Here is a 16,307-nt window from a genome sequence, read left to right as displayed (position 1 = left end):
AGTGTGTTCTTTGGATGTGCTCTCTATCGATATGCGATTCATGGACGTGTCCCCCTATAGCGTCAGAGATTCAGCAATCGGCCCTAAGACCAGTGCCGGTAAATAGGTCAGCGCGCCGACGATCAGGATCGTGCCGAGCCACACGCCCGCAAACAGCATGTTGTCGGTGCGAAACGTGCCGCCCGTCTCCGGTACGGTCCGCTTGGCCGCGAGGGAAGCGGCGACCGCCAGCAACGCGATGCACGAGACATAGCGCCCCAGGTACATGACGATGCCTGTAGAGAGGTTCCAGAAAACAGTGGCGTCGCCCAGCCCTTCATATCCCGACCCGTTGTTAGCCGCCGATGACGTGTACTCATACAGGACTTGTGTCAGACCGTGATAGCCCGGTTGGGAGATCGCATCCGTTCCCAGCGAGGTAGCCAGCGCCAAGGCGGTCGGCGCGAGGATCAGGAACGGCTGGATCAGCAAGGTGATCGCAATCAGTTTCATCTCCTTGCCTTCCAGCTTCTTGCCGAGGAATTCGGGCGTTCTTCCCACCATCAGCCCGGAGAGGAAAACAGCGATCATCGCATACAGCAGAACGTTCATGAACCCGGCGCCAACACCGCCAAACACCGTGTTGAACAGCATGTTGAGCAGCGCGCTCATCCCGCCGCCCGGCGTCAGCGTGTCATGCATCGTGTTGACCGCGCCCGTTTCGGACGCGGTGGTGACCACTGCATACAGCGCCGAGAGTCCGGTGCCAAATCGAACTTCCTTGCCTTCCATGCTGCCATGCGATTGATCGATGCCCAGAGCGCTCAGCGCCGGATTGCCCGCAGCTTCGGAGGTCAGCGCAACGCCGAGCAGCAGCACGAACATCATCAGCATCGAGACGAACAGCACCCGCCCCTGCTTCCGATTCCCGACCATTTGCCCGTAGGCGAACGGCAGCGCGGTCGGCAGGAGCAGCATCAGCAACATTTGCAGGAAATTGGTGAAGCCGTTCGGATTCTCAAACGGGTGTGCCGAGTTGACGCCGAAATAGCCGCCACCGTTATTGCCCAGTTCCTTGATCGCCACAAACGACCCGACCGGTCCGACGGCGAGGGTCTGCCCGGCGCCTTCCAGCGTCTTCGCCGCAACGCTCGCCTCCAGCATCTGCGGCACGCCCGAAGCCACGAAGAGCAACGCGGCCGCCAGGGAGAGCGGCAGCAGCACGCGCGTGATGCTGCGCACCAGATCGACATAAAAGTTGCCGAACGGTCGCCCGCTCAATCCGCGGATGAACGCGAACGCTGCCGCCAGCGCCGTCGCCGGCGCGGTGAACATCAGGAAGGTGATACCGATCAATTGGGAGAACGCGGACAGCCCGGTTTCCCCGCTGTAATGTTGCAGATTGGTATTGGTCATAAACGAGATCGCCGTATGCATCGCCAGCGTAGGCTCCATCGAGGGAATGCCCGCCGGATTGAGCGGCAGCACGCCTTGGAAGCGGAAGACCAGATAGACGAGCAGCAGCATCACCGCATTGACCAGCACCATCGAACAGGCATACTTCTGCCAAGACTGCGCTTGCTGCTGCACACCGCCCAACCGAAACAACACCTTTTCCAAAGGTCCGTAAAAACGGTTCAAGCGCTGCGAGCGGTCATCCAGCGCCGCCGCCAGATACAGTCCGGCCGGCTTGGCGAACAGCACCGCGAGCAGCACGGTGACGGCGATCGAGATCAGGGTGAGACCGCTCATGTCCGCTCACTCCCTTCCTGCACGACGCCATCCGCAAAGCGCACCAGCCAAAGCATCATCCCGGTCAGCACCAGCACGCCACCGATCATCAACAGATCCAACATGTTGTTCTCCTCCTCGTCTCCTGGGAAAAACAAAACGCCTGCGGATTCCCGAACAACTTCCGTGCTGCTCTTCATGCAGAAGAGCACCGAAGTTCCTCCAGAACCCGCAGGCGTATGCGATACCCGGCTTCCTGTATCCAGACAGGACCCCTTGTATTCCATCAACCTGTGCGGTTGGCATTAGTCTTGTTTTTCGCGCAGTTGCTTTTCAAGATCACGGTCCAGAATAAAGATTTCGACCCGCTCGCCGAGCTTGGTCGAGATGTCGCTGTGCGAGCCCAGCACCGTGCAGCCGGTGATGCGGGAGATGATCTCCTCCAGCTCCGCGCTGTAATTTTCGCGGAGGGTCTGGCGCATCTCTTTGACCAGACGCCTCCCTCGGTCCGTTTTCGCCAGGTGCTTCTCCTCGTGGGTGAGCACACCTTTGAGCCGGATGATCACCATGTCATTCAAAATGTACGTTTTTGTCTCCTGCGGGCCACGGCCTAAGATCTCACGCTGAAATTTGATATAGGCCTCGCTGATGTCCGACTCCTGTTTGCTTTTGGCGTTCTGCGCCATGTTGCAATCCCCGCTTTCTCGGGTCGGTCCACGCAAAAAAGACCGATGCCCTAACTTTAACCTCATCAAATGATTGAAGGTCAAAGTCTACATCGGTCTACGTCATGCCGGAGCCGTTGCGGCGGCGCCTGCATGTTGTCTACCCAAGAGACTTGCTGGACGAAACCGCTAGTTCGAAAGCCTTTCTGCATAACAAAAAGACCATTCCAACTAGAAGGTCTCTGACCTTCCCTGCTTAGCCGACGAAGTTAGCTGACGGGTAGGATGGCAAGGAAGAAAAATGTCCTCATCCCTCTCGCAAACTCGCGAGATTAACCCCAAAAGATTGGTTCCTCCGCTCTTGGTATTCCCAAGATTAGGCAGTGATTCATTTGTTGTATTCATCTTACTCCCATTTGCTTGAAGATGCACGAGCGTTTTTGGCGACGTTTTGGACTGCTAAGAATAAAAAATGCACAAGAATGCAAGTTAGCACCCTCTCCCTCAGCCAATCGGATATTTACTCATGATTTCGTGCCATCACAAAAAGGGCTGCCCTTCCGCTTGGAAAGGCAGCCCTTGTACAATGCGAATCCTCGATTACCGCTCCAAGCGTTCCATGATCCGGCGTTTGCCATACAGCATCAACGCCGTTTCCGCCACCTCATCGATCGTCTTTCGATTGAGGTAGGCCCCGAACAGAATGCCCGCCACCGGGACCAGCTGGAACAGTTTCTTCCAGCCAAAGTTCTCCGTCTGCATCAGCAGCACTTCCCGCCACCCTTGCAGCTGCGAGAACATCTGGCGGTTGCGCTCCGGGAGGTGCATCGAGGACAACTCCTCCAGAATCGCCTTTTTCCCCACGATATCCGAGGAGGTGAATTGCAGGCATTTGATGATAAACACGCGCTCCGACTTCTCCAGCGGGTCGTAGCCGTAACACATGCCGACATCCTGGATCGTCTTCAGCGACATCCCGAGCAAAAAAGGAATGTCGATCGCCAGCGTGAACACGCCGCCCAATCCGGCGACTGCGCCCTGCGCGGTCGCGAAGTTCTGGCGAGACTTGCGCAGGTCGAGCGCACTCTGCTTCATCAGCGTGATCGGCAAGGCGCGCACCTCGTCCAACGAAGCGACCGGGTGGTGGGTCACCGCTGCGATCCGTTTGAAGACCGCTTGCTCATCGGCCATGTACTTGCCGCCCGTCTCCACATACGAGACCAGCTCGTCGACCGCTTGCCCTGCTTTCTCCTGCAAAAATTTCGGCGTTACTTTATCCAGCAGCATGAAGGGCAGTCGGCCGAGCTTTTCCCAGAACCACAGGTCTTTTTGGTCCTGTTCCCACTCCTCGATCAGCTGCAGTTCGTGCAACAACGTCTCGCGATTGTCCATATGAACCTCCCGATTTCTAGATGGTTACATTTCCTGAGGAACCCAGTTTTTCACGCCATCGTCCTCCAAGATGCCCATCGTCACATCGGAGACGTTCGGATCTGCCAAGATCAGATCGCGGACGCGGTACTTGATGTCGTCAGCATCTGCGAGCGTCAGGCCCGGCCGCAGCTCGATATAAGCTTCCACGTGGTAGGTGCGCCCTTCCTGCACAATGCGCATCTTGTTGATGTCGGTCACGTCGGGATCGGAGAAAATGATGGCAGCCACGCGCTCTTCCACCTCACGAGGCGCTGCGACCCCGATCAGTCCCACCATATTGTCATACCCGATCTTGAACGCCACGAAAAGCATCATCACGCCGATCATGATCGTCACCGATCCGTCAAAGAGCTTGTTGTCTGTGAAGCGGGTAACGAGAACTGCCGTCAGCGCAAGCGCTGCCCCGAGCGTGGCCACAAGATCTTCGTAGAAAACAAGACGGGTCGGCGGAGCTGCATGCTTGGCATTGCGAAACGAAGCGGAAATGATCCCAAATCCTTTTGCCTCCACTCGCGCCTCGCGCACAATCTCCTGCATCGCCTTAATCAGTACGAATCCGTCCACGAGAATGGCCGCACTCAGCGCGATCACATCCCAGGTGATCGTGGTCACGCTGGCCGGGTGTTGCAGGAGATGGATACCTTCGCGGATCGTCTCATACGCCATCATGGTGACCACGATGACCGCAATCATACAGAACAGATTGATCACCCGGCCAAAACCGGTCGGAAAGCGCCGGGTCGGCTTGCGCTCCGCCAGCACGCTGCCGACAAAGACAAACCCTTGGTTCACCGCATCCGCCACCGAGTGCATCGTCGAAGCAAACATCGCCCCGCTGCCGCTGATCATCGCCGCAATCCCCTTCAAAATCGCCAGTGCTGTGTTGCCGACAGCAGCTGCCGCAGACGACATATTACCTTTTTTCACTAACTCCCATAAAGAACTCAAACTTGTCCCTCCAAGTTTCTCTTAAAAATCGTCTCCGCCGTCAAAACCGCCAAAATCATCAAATCCGTCGAACAGCCCGCCATCGGCAGACTCCTCGCCGCCAGCCAGCGCCTCCATGCCTTCCTCCATCAGCGCACCGATGACCATGCCGCCGACCATCCCGGCTACGAAGCCGCCCATCGCCCCGCCAAGTCCCGAGCCGCGATGCCCGCGGCCAGGCATAGCATGACCATGTGTGCGGTAACGCGACGCCGGGTACGCATGCGGGTTTTGAAGCATCTCCTGAATCACCGCTTCCAAATGATGGCTCAACGCCCGGGCATCGGCCAACTGCTCATTGCTCAGGAAAATCTCTTGGCGCAGTTCCTTCTCGCCAAAGCCAAAGAACTGGTACATATCGACCTCGAGCAGCAAGCGGATTCCGTCAGCTTCAATCGCCGCTTCAAACTCCACTTCTTGCACCTGTCCTTTGAAGGCACCGGTCGGGTAAAACTCAAACTCTTGCGAATAGCCGTTAAATTTGCCGGAATCATGCTTTTCCTGGAATCCCAGCAAATCCAGCGCGCGGATGATCGAGTTGAAGCGTTCCGGCGGGCAGATCTGCACAGGATCGCGGTCGGAGCCGTCCACGCCGCCGGCGATGTCCAAACGAGTTGCGAAGTGATACGTGACCCCGGTTCGCGAGATCGGCATGTTGAGCGGAAGCGTAAAGCGCAGCGGCAGTTCCTTCTGCTCCTCAGGGCGAATGACGAAGGACGAACTGACCGGAATCGAAGTCACCGGATGCGAGATGACGCGGTCGCGAACACGGATCGTTACCAACAAGTCGGCCGTGATCCGATTGATCTGCTGTTCAACAGAACCGCCTTGAATCCGAAACACCCCCTCGATCTCCTCTCCCAGTTCATAGTGCTGCTTGTTCAGCACCAAGTCCACTTTTGAAGCGCCAACGCCTAATTTGGCCATGAATTTTTTCAACATGAGTAACTCTCCCTTTACACAAATGGATTGACTTGGAATAAGATTGCGAGAAGATTGAACAGGGTGGTGCCTTTTCGAGCCGCGCTTTGCGTGAGCGCTTTCCATTGCTTTTCATCAAGCGTTGCCAGAAACGGCTTCAACTCCAGAAGGTGTTCTTCCAGCTTGCACATCAACGCTTGGATCTCCTGAACTTTTTCGGTGGCTTGCTGCGTATCGTTCGTCGTTTGACTTTCGAACTGAAGCCGCTCTCGAATCTCTTCCAGAGTCAGATGCTCCTGTTTATAAAGTTCCACCAATTTCAACCGAACGGTATCCTCTTCCGTATAGTAACGATATCCGCTGGCCGATCGTTGCGGGTTCAACAGTCCCAACTGCGTGTAATAATCGATCGTACGCCGCGAGACGTTGGCCAGCCTGGCAAGTTCGCCTATTTTATGTAACTTCCCATTTTCACAACCTCCCTTTGGTCGTGCTTCCATCCGGCTTTGCTTCCATCATACTTATCTATACGTGTCACAAACCATACAGTTTCACGTGATAGTTTGAACATTTTGTGGAGAGAGTACGTTTTGGTTGAATGGATCGGAAGTTTATTGAGGCAGGAGTATGTGTATGATTGTAGAAAGTTCAAAAGTTACAAACGAAAAAGTTACAAACGAATGGAATTGAGAAGCAGGAGGGAACCATATGGAAGTTTTTGCAGAATTTTTATCGCAGATTGAGAATCCGCAGCATCGGGCCGGAACGGAAGAAGTTTTGACGTGGGTAACTAAGAAATTTCCGAATCTACTGCCTAAAATCGCGTGGAATCAGCCGATGTTTACCGACCACGGCACCTTTATTATTGGCTTTAGCGTATCGAAACAACATTTGGCCGTGTCCCCCGAAAAGGCAGGGATTGCACATTTTTCAGAAGCTATTTTGCAAGCTGGCTATGATCACACTCAGCAGTTGATGCGTATCAAGTGGGATCGTCCGGTTGATTTCTCCTTACTTGAGAAAATGATCGAGTTTAATAGATTGGACAAGGCAGACTGTTCAACTTTTTGGCGGAAATAACGATTCATGGGCTGACGAACCAAATAAAAAAGACTCCCCTTTATGGAAGGAGGTCTTTTTTGTTTGGCTACTTACTACTGCATCCACAGCCACCTGTAGATTGGGTCGTTTCTGCTGCACTCACTGTGACGGAACAGCACTCTGACTGCTCGTTTTGTTCAACAGCTGGCGTCACACAGCATACCGATTCATCACCTGAAACTCGTGCGGACTCAAACTCCGAATCTTCTTTCGTATAGAAGACCTCCCAAGCGTTTCCTTCCGGATCATGCACCCAGATCTTATCTTGCACAGCATAGCAACAAGTGGTGTTCATTTCGTCAAGTGCCACAAGACCAGTTGCTTGAAGACGGGATTTCATTTGAAGTACCGCCTCGGTGTTTTCCACTTGGAAGCCCATGTGATTCAACACACCGCGCGTCTCATAGGGCCGCACATTGAGCGAAAAGTGAAGCTGAGGATCTTCCAGTTCGAACTTCGCGTAGTTCTCTCTCACCTTAGTCGGCTCTGCCCCGAAGAAGGCCTTGTAAAACGCGAGGCTTGATTCCAGCTCAGTTACATTGATCGCGACGTGCATACGCATTGTCATCAACTTCCTTCCGTTGTTTCTGATTAAATCAAATTTTTTTGATGTGAGGATCAAAAAAATTAGCAACAACCTGGTGTGTTCAGTCGGAACAAACAGCAGAGTTCTTCAGAAAGCACGTGGTTTACTTCTTTTTGATTGAGCTGATAATAGTTCCACTTGCCGTGCGTCTCCACCAGTATCAATTGTTGCTCCAGCAGGATTTTGAGGTGGTACGAGAGTTTGGACTGCGGCATGTTTACCATTTCAGCCAGGTCGCACACACAGACCTTGCCATGTCGAACAAGCAGGTTCATAATCCGCAATCGCTTCGCATCTGCAAGCGCTTTGAACTTGGCTTCGTACTTTTCAAACTCTGCATCCGGTGTGTTGTCGATCATCGGTAGCTCGTGCTGCATCGTTCTCACCTTCACATCAAATTTTCTTGATTCATCTCTCTGACACCATCATATGGCATTTGGTTCCAAAATGCAACACTTCACATCAAAAAATTTTGATGAATTATACATGGTAAAAATGTCGCATTTCTAGCAATCATCCTGTATCGTGATGAGTAAGGAGTGATCTTGATGACCCTGATTCGTCATGCAACGCCATCAGATCTTGAAAACATATTGCTGATCTATAACCAAGGTATTGAAGATCGTATCGCAACTCTTGAGACTGAGACAAAATCACTTGACGAGATGCGGAGGTGGTTGGAGAACCGAACAGAACGTTATTTTGTCCTGGTAGCTGTTGTCGATGAAGGAGTCGCTGGCTGGGCTTCCGTTAATCCTTACAATGGGCGTAATGCGTACCGCGGAGTTGGAGATCTCTCCATCTATATTGACCGTGCGTATAGAGGTCGCGGGATCGGACAACAGCTTCTGGCCGAACTAGAAGCTCGTGCGGCAAAAGCCCAGTTCCACAAGCTCGTCCTCTTCACCTTCCCGTTCAACGCGCTAGGACAAGGCTTGTACCGCAAAGCAGGATTTCGTGAAGTAGGGATATTTCATAATCAAGGTAAGCTCGATGGCAAATTTGTCGATGTGATGGCGATGGAGAAAATTCTGAGCGATCAGGTGTGATATGATAAGTAGAGAATCTTGAAGGAGATCGCTACATGGACTTTCAAAAACTTGCAGAGATGATGAAAGCACTTGGCGACCCCACCCGGCTGAAAGTGCTTGCCCTTCTTAACGTTCGGGATTGCTGTGTCTGTGAATTGGTTCCGCTGTTCGGGATCTCACAACCTGCGATTTCAAAACATATGTCCCGCTTGAAAACGGCAGGTCTCGTCACCGAAAAACGCCGCGGCCAATGGGTCTTTTATTCCCTCAACCGCGAGAACTTGGAAGCTGTCGGATTTGCAGTAACACATCTGCCAGATCAGACCGCTTCGATTCAAGAGCTTGAAGAACGAGGACTGCTGGTAACCTGTTGCGAATAAGAAAGCCCTCCAGTCAAGTCTGGAGGGCTTTTTGCCGCTTCTAGTTCCCTTCCGTTGCAAAACGCTGGATGCGCGCCTCGATGTCGTCACGAACTCGCTGAAAGACTGTCCACTTCTCTTCTTCCGTGCCGGTTGCCTTCGCCGGGTCATCGAATCCCCAGTGGAATCGCTCCACATGCGGTGGTGTGATCGGGCAGCGATCGTTCGCATCTCCACAAAGCGTGACTACCAAGTCGGCTTTGGTCAGGATCTCCTGATTGATGATTTCAGACTTCTGGCTGGAGATATCGACCCCTATCTCCGCCATCGCTTTGACAGCGTTTGGATTGAGGCCATGTGCTTCGATCCCGGCGCTGTATACGTCGAAACGATCTCCCAGATGTTTCTTGGCAAACCCCTCTGCCATCTGACTGCGACAGGAGTTCCCCGTACAGAGGAAATAGATCAACTTTTTGTTTTCAGACATGAGAGTGCCTCCTTTTAATGAATCAACGTCAGCCATAGATACAGACCCAAGAGGGTAATCAACAGAGTGGGAATGGTCAATACGATTCCCGTGCGAAAATATTGTCCCCATGTGATCGTGACTCCCTTCTTTGACAACACGTGAAGCCAAAGCAAGGTGGCAAGCGATCCAATCGGCGTGATTTTGGGCCCGAGGTCGGAACCGATGACGTTGGCATACACCAATCCTTCGCGGACAATCTCTGTCCCCGTGGTTGCTTGAATCGCCAAGGCATCAATCATAACGGTGGGCATGTTATTCATGATGGAGGAAAGAATGGCGGAGAGGAAGCCCATTCCCATGACTGCGCTCAAGAGTCCCTGGTCTGCAGCTCTTTGAATGAATTGACCGAGCAAATCGGTCAGCCCAACATTTCGCAGTCCATATACAACGACATACATGCCAATCGAAAACACAACAACTGTCCAAGGCGCTTCCTTGATGATTTTCTTCGTATCAACGCCATGACTCTTGCGTGCAGCAAACAGAAACACGATTGCAGCCAGACCCGCTACTAGGGATACCCGTATGCCGACCATCTCACTGAACAGGTACCCTGCCAGCAACACCGCTAAGATCACCCATGACAGACGAAACAGTCCCGCATCCTTGATTGCTTCCCGAGGTTGCTTCAGTTGACCGAGATCGTACGTTTTCGGTATCTTCTTGTGAAAGTAGAAATAAAGAACGCCCAGACTTGCCGCCACCGAGAACAAGTTCGGCACCATCATACGACTCGCGTATTCAAGAAAACCGATGTCGAAGTAATCGGCCGATACGATGTTGACGAGGTTGCTCACCACCAACGGGAGGGAGGCTGTATCTGCAATGAATCCGCTGGCGATCACAAAGGGCAGGATCATGGTATCCGGGAATTTTAACGCCCTTACTTGAGCCAGTACGATCGGTGTAAGGATCAGAGCAGCACCGTCATTTGCGAAAAGAGCTGCCACTGCCGCCCCTAACAAAATCACGTACACAAACATCAAGCGTCCATTCCCTCGGGCCAGACGCGCCATGTGCAGTGCTGACCACTCAAAGAAACCAATTTCATCTAAAAGCAAAGAGATCAGGATGATTGCCACAAAAGCCAACGTCGCATTCCAAACAATGCCCGTAACCGTCCAAACATCGCCCAAACTAACGACTCCACAAACGAGTGCAAGTAAGGCACCCGCCGATGCAGACCAACCGATGGAAAGACCTCTCGGCTGCCAGATTACAAACGCCAAGGTCAAAACAAAAATAAGTAAGGCTAACCAAACCATCGCCTTCGCCCCTACTCTCTCTAAATGTTTCGAAACTGCATGATGCACAACACCATATAACCATGTGGTTATATGGATTGTCAAACGAGGTCATCCGATTTTACATAAGTTTTACCTTGTGCCATTTTTCATGCTTCGAACAGCAAAAAGTCCCCCTTCACAGGAGGACTTTCCATTCAAACTTCTGAGTAACAATACTTACATATCCTTCCTTACGTTCGGTAGTCCCCGTCTCCACATCCATCTAAAAGTCGTACAAATCCCATCTTTTTTACGCGATGAACCTGTAGCGCAGCGACTTCTGATTTCAAGACTGGACTTCCTTCTGTTCTTCTTTAAAAAACCGACATGCTGGTTCGCATGCCGGCCTATTGCTTGACCGTTAGAAACAGAGGGAGTAGCTTCCCCTTTTAGTTTCCAATGATCGGGTCAACGGTGGTGATAGTGCTACCGCTGAACAGCGGGTTGGAACTAAAGTAGGCAACTTGGTCGATCGAATAACCCCATGCATTGACGTACAGGTCACTGATCAGTTGCGCGGAGATCTTGTCGCCGTCTACAATCACCCAGAACGAACCTAACGTGCCGGATAAGTTGTGGATCACACTACCGTTTTTGTCTTTGATCGTCACGAAGTCGTAGCCTTGCTCCGTGTCAAAGTAGGAGAAATGCAGAGCGACTTGGGTAGCGCCGATCTTGGTGTAAGTGGACGGAGCGTAGGTCGCGTAGTTCGCATACGGATGCGGGGTGCTGGACATCATCGATTCATAGTACCATTGGCCGACAGATGAGGAGGAAGTCGGGTAGGTTGCTTTCAGCGCATACGCGGTCGATGTGTTCATAGCGCCGTTGTGGCCGTTAACTTTAACGTAGTAGGTACCGGTTGCAGTCGCAGAGTAGGAAATCGATTCAGAAGTAGTGTTGGTGTTCTCAGATTTCGCCACTTCGGTGCCAGCGGAGTTGTAAAGGTACAGGTCATAGTCGTTCGGCAAGTTGTTCAAGGTCACAGAGATCGTTCCGGTCGTGTTGATATTGAACTTGAACCAGTCTTGGTCGGTCGCAGTGGAAATTTTGCCGTTGTAGACCGTTCCAGAAGTGATCGGACCGTACGCGGCACTCATCGATTCATTCGGCTCATACGAGTCGTTGGTGTTGCCAGCAGATGATCCTACGCCAACGTTGCTCCATGCGTTCGTAACCGCAGTCACCTCTGCCGAGCTTGCGCCGAACAGATCAGTTGCAGCTTGGATGGTCGCGTTTCTCGCATCCATGAACTGCGAATTGGAGGTCATGTACTGCGTCAATGCACGGTACCAGACTTTCCCTGCGTTATCACGGGTGATGCCGCTCGTGGTAACAAAGTTGTAGAACGCTTTGTTCGGAATCCCGGAGTTGGTGTGAACGCCGCCGTTGTCGGAAGATGTGTTCACGTAGTCATTCATATGTGCCGGATTGCCGTTCAGCCCCGGGTTGGACATCGAGCGCATCGCGTCGTTTGGAGTGTTCGGCGTGTAGATGTCTTCGCCGACCTGCCAGAGATCGTCAGCTTTGTTTTCGATCAGGTTGCCGAGCGCGTCGGACCAGGATTCATTCAGTGCGCCAGACTGATAAGAGTACGTGAGGTTCGCTGTGCGCTCCGTCACGGCGTGAGTGATCTCATGTCCGACGACGTCGAGACCTGCGGATAAAGCGGTGAAGGTACTGCCATCGCCATCCCCGTATACCATCTGCGTGCCATTCCAGAACGCGTTGGCATAGTTTCGATCGTAGTGAACGGTCGATTTCAACGTTGCGCCATTACCATCAAACGAGTTGCGGTTGTGCTTGTTTTTGTAGTAGTCGTACACGATTCCGCTGTGGTAGTGCGCATCGACTGCAGCTGGATCGTTCCAGTTGTTATCCGAATCGGTCATCAGCGTGCCCGGCAAAGTTTGGGTGTAATTGGCGGAGTAGGTTTCGATCTTGCCGCCGGTCGAGTACATCGGCTTGGTGATATCTCTCAGGTAGTAGCCGCCGGTGTAGGAGTCGGTGTTCAAAGAGCGCGTAGCGCCGAGAACGCCCTTGCCGGATCCAACCGCATGTGCATCGTAGACTTTGTTGAGCTTGTCGACGATTTTGCCGTTTTGAGCGTCTACAAATACATCCCAGTATGCCGGTTCTGCACCTTCAAGCGTGGACAGTGTGACAAGGTACACGAGATGGTAGGCGCCGTTTTTCGATTGGTAGAAGTACTTGTCGCTTTTCGCGATGTCGAAGTGTTCGATGTTGGCGAGGCCCGTGTCCGCTTTCGCAGCTGCGATTGCTTCATCGGCGGTCAACTTTACTTTCGTTTTCAGACCCGAGCGTTTCACTTCCGGATCATAGTAACCGTTGATCGAGGAAGCAACACCGTTCTTGTCAGCGTGCACGATCACTTCATTGCCGAAGACCGGAATGCCTTGATAGGTTTGTTGGAACTTGAACATCTTCATTCCGAGCTCATCGACAGACTCATCCATCAGGTTCACTTCGTTACTAGCAGATTCCATGTCGAACAGCGCTTTGTTCTCTTCCAGAATCGCTACAGCGTCGTTCGTGTTCCGAAGCTTTTTGTCAGACATTTTGCCCTGTACAAAGTTCGGAACACCTTTTTTCTCATTCCAGGTAATTTTCTCAGTGCCTTTGGAATCTTTTGAAATTTTTGACATCACTGCAACTTGCTTTACTTTCTTGTCGATACCTTTGTCTTTGCCGACCGGAGCTGCCGAAGCATTGCCAACCGACAGTGCCAGCACCATGCTGGACAGGACAGCGAATGCTGTCACCTTGTTCATTCGGGACATTTTAATGACCCCCCACTTTTTTTTGTTTGAGAGAATTTTCTCTCTAGCGATATATTACAGGAAGATTAAGAATGTGTAAATATGCAAAATGGTGAATTTTTTCTCATCCATTTGATATACCTATACTTATAACCACGGAAATCGAAAGGCTATAAAATATTTGCTTATTAAAATAGAGTTTATCTATTTTATGAAGATTGAGATGACTTGCTGTCGCTAGGATAGAGTTTGTATGGACTAGAAAAAGCTCGCAAACTGGCTATGGAAATCCGGGAGAAAGCGGCGAAGAGGTCTCCGTTTTCTCTTCAATTTGCTACAGAAAACCGCAAACGCCCTTCTTGTCGAAAGACAAAAAGGGCGTCTGTCTGCAATCTGCCCCCCCTTTCCGAGGGGGTTTACATCAAAGATTAAACCTATCTTTTCATTCCCAACTTTCGAACTCGCGCTACATCTCCGATTTTTCCTTCCTCACGAGTAGTGAATCGCACTCCACATGTGCTGAATATACAGTGAGAACAAAGATCAGGCATAACATTTGCTCACTGACGAGCGGCTAAGCTAAAGCCATCGTTTGCTTGTACCATCCCCTCAGCGTAGAGGATTGACCTACCCTTTTCGCTGCTGGCGAAACATGCTCCCACTGAAGTTGTATCAGCGTTTTTCCACTAGAAATCGCAACACCGTTTTCATCTTCTCCGGTTTCGTCTTTCGAGGGTCCGACAGATAGATCTCCCGATGAATTTTGCTGTTACGGAGAAAACCATTCTCTGCGCAAAACGCTTCCATTCGAGCAAAGCTTTTCGGCTCTTCGTCAAAACTTCCAAGATGCATCATTTGACAGCACAGTCCTTCTTCCGCGTGCTCAAACCGGACTTCCTCAAGGAACGAGTTCGACTTTTTCCTTTTCGTCTGTTCCAGAAACCGTTGGAACAACGCCTCAGTCAAAAAATCAGGTTGGCGTATCATCATCGTGTACTTCAAATTGCTTTTGTCTGTCACAGGCTTCGTCCGATCAATCAAGTCCCACACACCCTCAAGCGGAAAAACCGTATATTCGTAGTAACCAGCCGGCACATCATCACTTTTGTAAGACATCCTCACGGCATAACTCAAACTGTACAAAGCTTCTACTGCCTCGGCAAATACCGCGCCGTTAGGGTCTCCAGCACCACTGACCATCAAAAACTGCATGTTCGGGACTTCCACAATTTCTGGTACCGTTTTTGGCAGATAGAGTTGTTTAAAATCTTTCTTGTAATCGATCTTATTCAACAAAGGTTCTCTCTCCTTATGCACCATTTAAAACAGTATAACACTTTTATATTTCAACGTGACGTTGTGATCAATATACTGGTCTATGATCTGGACCTCCAACCATGAACCAGCCGAATCGTTTCCATGCTACCTTTCAATGCCAAAAGTACAGTCATCATCTTCAGCCAAACGATTACGTCCGGTTGATAGATGGTTGCAATCTGCCATACCGGCACAATTTGAGTCATACTTAACGTCAGGACAAGCAACAGACCTGCAAAGTGCAGAACAATTTTTGAGATAACCTTGATCGATATTTTAGAATGGAGGGAATTGTAAGAACCCCTCGGCTCAAAGCAGCGCTTCACAGTTCGAGCGGTCGTGTATAGTAACCATGCGCTGAGCATGATAATGAATCCATTTACAAGTAAGTATTTCTGCGAAATGCTGAGACCAGATTCTCCAATCGGTTGTTCGTTCAGTATGTTGATGACCCCGGAGGCGATGTGGGTCGTAGTAATGATGTGTGTGTTTGGAAAAGCGGCATCGATCGCGTCAAGTACGTTAGCGAATACGATAACTCCCAGTTGTTGATCCGGAATCAGATACGTTTGGGCTTGGAAGCCGATCGAGCCACCCGGCTGACCAAGAACCGTTAACCCGTCAATGTGACCTGTCATCCAACCCATGGCGTACGTTCCCGGAACAGGTTCGGTCTGCATAAGTTGAATGCCTTCCGCAGAGAGCACGGAAGCATCTTCAAATTGTCCGCCGTTCATTTGGGCAATCAAGTAATGGCTCATGTCCTTCGCACTGGTATAGAGATAGCCCGCAGGTGCATCCCCTGGAATATAAATGTAGGGGCCATCGTAGGCAACGTTGTATCCAAATATCCGACGGTAGGGCGTCGCGAGCCCGTGTGCAGCTGCTTCATCTAGCGTCATGAAGCTGTCATGCATAGACAGCGGGCTGAAAATATGTGCCTTCACATAGTCGCCATAGGACTGGCCGGACACCTGTTGCACAAGATAGCCGAGCAGTACATAATTTGCGTTCGAATACCTGTAGGGATGTTCGGTATTATTGGCTTGCTTTAAAAACTTTTCCGCATACGCCATGGCGTTTTTCTCCAGAGCATCTTGATCTTGTTCGTTGATGCTTGACAGCGTGTTGCTAAAGGTTGAGATTTGGGTGAATCCGCTCGTTTGGTTGAGCAACTGACGTACAGTGATGAACTCTGCACCGTTATACTTGGCGGGGAGATAGCGCTGTATCGGCGCATCCAAGTCAATTTCCCCCCTTTCGGCAAGCTGCAGAACGGCCATCGCAGTCATCGACTTGCCGATCGAACCTAATCCGAATGGTGTTTCAGGTGTTACCGGACGACCTGATGAATCGGCTCGCCCATACCCCTTCAGGTAAAGAATGCGATCCCCCTGCACAATCCCGAGGGCCAGTCCCGGAAGACGTTGTCGTTTCATTTCACGTTCGATATACGCATCCACTTCGGAGAAGACTGTACTTCCAGTTCGCTCTGCTTGCCTGCTCCCGTCACTTTGCGCTGAAATGAGGAGGGGGAAGATGAACAGTCCACACAAGATGATTGCCACAATTCGCATTCTCATTTTCATTTCCCCCTCGTC

At 51.3% G+C, this 16,307-nt stretch carries 16 protein-coding genes and 1 riboswitch; of the genes, 3 read left to right on the top strand and 13 right to left on the bottom strand.

Going from position 1 to position 16,307, the window contains the following annotated elements; translation table 11 throughout:
* Positions 1-54 precede the first annotated feature (54 nt).
* The 6 genes from kdpA to EV586_RS07315 all read right to left on the bottom strand — a co-directional run bounded on the left by kdpA (position 55) and on the right by EV586_RS07315 (position 6,217).
* A complete protein-coding gene (gene kdpA / locus EV586_RS07340; protein ID WP_132944416.1) occupies positions 55-1,731 on the bottom strand; it encodes a potassium-transporting ATPase subunit KdpA in 1,677 nt (558 codons plus the stop codon).
* 284 nt (positions 1,732-2,015) lie between these two features.
* A complete protein-coding gene (locus EV586_RS07335; protein WP_132944415.1) occupies positions 2,016-2,396 on the bottom strand; it encodes a Na-translocating system protein MpsC family protein in 381 nt (126 codons plus the stop codon).
* A 222-nt stretch (positions 2,397-2,618) separates the two neighbouring features.
* Positions 2,619-2,768: riboswitch (cyclic di-AMP (ydaO/yuaA leader) on the bottom strand.
* 207 nt (positions 2,769-2,975) lie between these two features.
* Positions 2,976-3,767 carry an EcsC family protein gene (locus EV586_RS07330; protein WP_132944414.1) on the bottom strand — a complete coding sequence of 264 codons (792 nt, stop codon included), beginning with the start codon at positions 3,765-3,767 and terminating at the stop codon, positions 2,976-2,978.
* 24 nt (positions 3,768-3,791) lie between these two features.
* On the bottom strand, positions 3,792-4,757 hold the full coding sequence (locus EV586_RS07325) for a cation diffusion facilitator family transporter (RefSeq protein ID WP_481937754.1): 966 nt from the start codon (positions 4,755-4,757) through the stop codon (positions 3,792-3,794).
* 21 nt (positions 4,758-4,778) lie between these two features.
* Positions 4,779-5,738 carry a sporulation protein gene (locus EV586_RS07320; protein ID WP_165898386.1) on the bottom strand — a complete coding sequence of 320 codons (960 nt, stop codon included), beginning with the start codon at positions 5,736-5,738 and terminating at the stop codon, positions 4,779-4,781.
* A gap of 14 nt (positions 5,739-5,752) precedes the next feature.
* Positions 5,753-6,217, bottom strand: a complete 465-nt coding sequence (locus EV586_RS07315) for a MerR family transcriptional regulator (RefSeq protein ID WP_132944412.1) — start codon at positions 6,215-6,217, stop codon at positions 5,753-5,755.
* A 208-nt stretch (positions 6,218-6,425) separates the two neighbouring features.
* Between EV586_RS07315 and EV586_RS07310 the strand changes: the two genes are divergently transcribed.
* A complete protein-coding gene (locus tag EV586_RS07310) occupies positions 6,426-6,797 on the top strand; it encodes an iron chaperone (protein ID WP_132944411.1) in 372 nt (123 codons plus the stop codon).
* A 67-nt stretch (positions 6,798-6,864) separates the two neighbouring features.
* Here the strand turns inward: EV586_RS07310 and EV586_RS07305 are convergent, their stop codons facing one another.
* Positions 6,865-7,386, bottom strand: coding sequence for an ArsI/CadI family heavy metal resistance metalloenzyme (locus EV586_RS07305; protein WP_243652958.1), 522 nt, complete (start codon positions 7,384-7,386; stop codon positions 6,865-6,867).
* A 59-nt stretch (positions 7,387-7,445) separates the two neighbouring features.
* Positions 7,446-7,781: an ArsR/SmtB family transcription factor gene (locus EV586_RS07300; protein WP_132944409.1), complete on the bottom strand. Its 336-nt coding sequence runs from the start codon at positions 7,779-7,781 to the stop codon at positions 7,446-7,448.
* Between the two features lie 171 nt (positions 7,782-7,952).
* On the opposite strand from EV586_RS07300, the gene EV586_RS07295 reads away from it, so the two are divergent.
* Together EV586_RS07295 and EV586_RS07290 are read left to right on the top strand one after the other, a co-directional pair.
* Entirely contained in the window at positions 7,953-8,453 is a 501-nt protein-coding gene (locus EV586_RS07295) for an arsinothricin resistance N-acetyltransferase ArsN1 family A (protein WP_132944408.1), read from the top strand.
* Positions 8,454-8,488: 35 nt separating this feature from the next.
* Positions 8,489-8,815: an ArsR/SmtB family transcription factor gene (locus EV586_RS07290; protein WP_132944407.1), complete on the top strand. Its 327-nt coding sequence runs from the start codon at positions 8,489-8,491 to the stop codon at positions 8,813-8,815.
* Positions 8,816-8,855: 40 nt separating this feature from the next.
* Here EV586_RS07290 and arsC read toward each other — a convergent pair whose 3' ends face one another.
* From arsC to EV586_RS07265, 5 genes are all read right to left on the bottom strand, one after another.
* Positions 8,856-9,281 (bottom strand): arsenate reductase (thioredoxin), encoded by a 426-nt coding sequence (arsC, locus tag EV586_RS07285; RefSeq protein ID WP_132944406.1) that lies wholly within the window; start codon positions 9,279-9,281, stop codon positions 8,856-8,858.
* A gap of 14 nt (positions 9,282-9,295) precedes the next feature.
* The gene (locus EV586_RS07280) at positions 9,296-10,588 is read right to left on the bottom strand and encodes an arsenic transporter (RefSeq protein WP_132944405.1); all 1,293 of its coding nucleotides are present in this window, start codon (positions 10,586-10,588) and stop codon (positions 9,296-9,298) included.
* A gap of 410 nt (positions 10,589-10,998) precedes the next feature.
* Positions 10,999-13,410, bottom strand: a complete 2,412-nt coding sequence (locus EV586_RS07275) for a M4 family metallopeptidase (RefSeq protein WP_165898384.1) — start codon at positions 13,408-13,410, stop codon at positions 10,999-11,001.
* A 651-nt stretch (positions 13,411-14,061) separates the two neighbouring features.
* On the bottom strand, positions 14,062-14,682 hold the full coding sequence (locus tag EV586_RS07270; protein WP_132944404.1) for a GyrI-like domain-containing protein: 621 nt from the start codon (positions 14,680-14,682) through the stop codon (positions 14,062-14,064).
* Between the two features lie 83 nt (positions 14,683-14,765).
* Positions 14,766-16,289 (bottom strand): serine hydrolase domain-containing protein, encoded by a 1,524-nt coding sequence (locus EV586_RS07265; protein WP_165898381.1) that lies wholly within the window; start codon positions 16,287-16,289, stop codon positions 14,766-14,768.
* Positions 16,290-16,307: the final 18 nt, after the last annotated feature.

The sequence above is a fragment of the Tumebacillus sp. BK434 genome (genome assembly GCF_004340785.1).
Classification (GTDB): Bacteria; Bacillota; Bacilli; order Tumebacillales; family Tumebacillaceae; genus Tumebacillus_A.
Note: the sequence above shows the minus strand (reverse complement) of the source record. Positions and strands in the feature narration are given on the sequence as shown.

Excerpts from the sequence above, each read along its gene's own strand:
- arsC (WP_132944406.1), bottom strand. The coding sequence starts at position 9,281 with ATGTCTGAAAACAAAAAGTTGATCTATTTCCTCTGTACGGGGAACTCC.
- EV586_RS07310 (WP_132944411.1), top strand. The coding sequence starts at position 6,426 with ATGGAAGTTTTTGCAGAATTTTTATCGCAGATTGAGAATCCGCAGCAT.
- EV586_RS07335 (WP_132944415.1), bottom strand. The coding sequence starts at position 2,396 with ATGGCGCAGAACGCCAAAAGCAAACAGGAGTCGGACATCAGCGAGGCC.
- EV586_RS07315 (WP_132944412.1), bottom strand. The coding sequence starts at position 6,217 with ATGGAAGCACGACCAAAGGGAGGTTGTGAAAATGGGAAGTTACATAAA.
- EV586_RS07265 (WP_165898381.1), bottom strand. The coding sequence starts at position 16,289 with ATGAGAATGCGAATTGTGGCAATCATCTTGTGTGGACTGTTCATCTTC.
- EV586_RS07290 (WP_132944407.1), top strand. The coding sequence starts at position 8,489 with ATGGACTTTCAAAAACTTGCAGAGATGATGAAAGCACTTGGCGACCCC.
- EV586_RS07300 (WP_132944409.1), bottom strand. The coding sequence starts at position 7,781 with ATGCAGCACGAGCTACCGATGATCGACAACACACCGGATGCAGAGTTT.
- EV586_RS07305 (WP_243652958.1), bottom strand. The coding sequence starts at position 7,386 with ATGACAATGCGTATGCACGTCGCGATCAATGTAACTGAGCTGGAATCA.
- EV586_RS07295 (WP_132944408.1), top strand. The coding sequence starts at position 7,953 with ATGACCCTGATTCGTCATGCAACGCCATCAGATCTTGAAAACATATTG.
- EV586_RS07330 (WP_132944414.1), bottom strand. The coding sequence starts at position 3,767 with ATGGACAATCGCGAGACGTTGTTGCACGAACTGCAGCTGATCGAGGAG.
- EV586_RS07275 (WP_165898384.1), bottom strand. The coding sequence starts at position 13,410 with ATGTCCCGAATGAACAAGGTGACAGCATTCGCTGTCCTGTCCAGCATG.
- kdpA (WP_132944416.1), bottom strand. The coding sequence starts at position 1,731 with ATGAGCGGTCTCACCCTGATCTCGATCGCCGTCACCGTGCTGCTCGCG.
- EV586_RS07280 (WP_132944405.1), bottom strand. The coding sequence starts at position 10,588 with ATGGTTTGGTTAGCCTTACTTATTTTTGTTTTGACCTTGGCGTTTGTA.
- EV586_RS07320 (WP_165898386.1), bottom strand. The coding sequence starts at position 5,738 with ATGTTGAAAAAATTCATGGCCAAATTAGGCGTTGGCGCTTCAAAAGTG.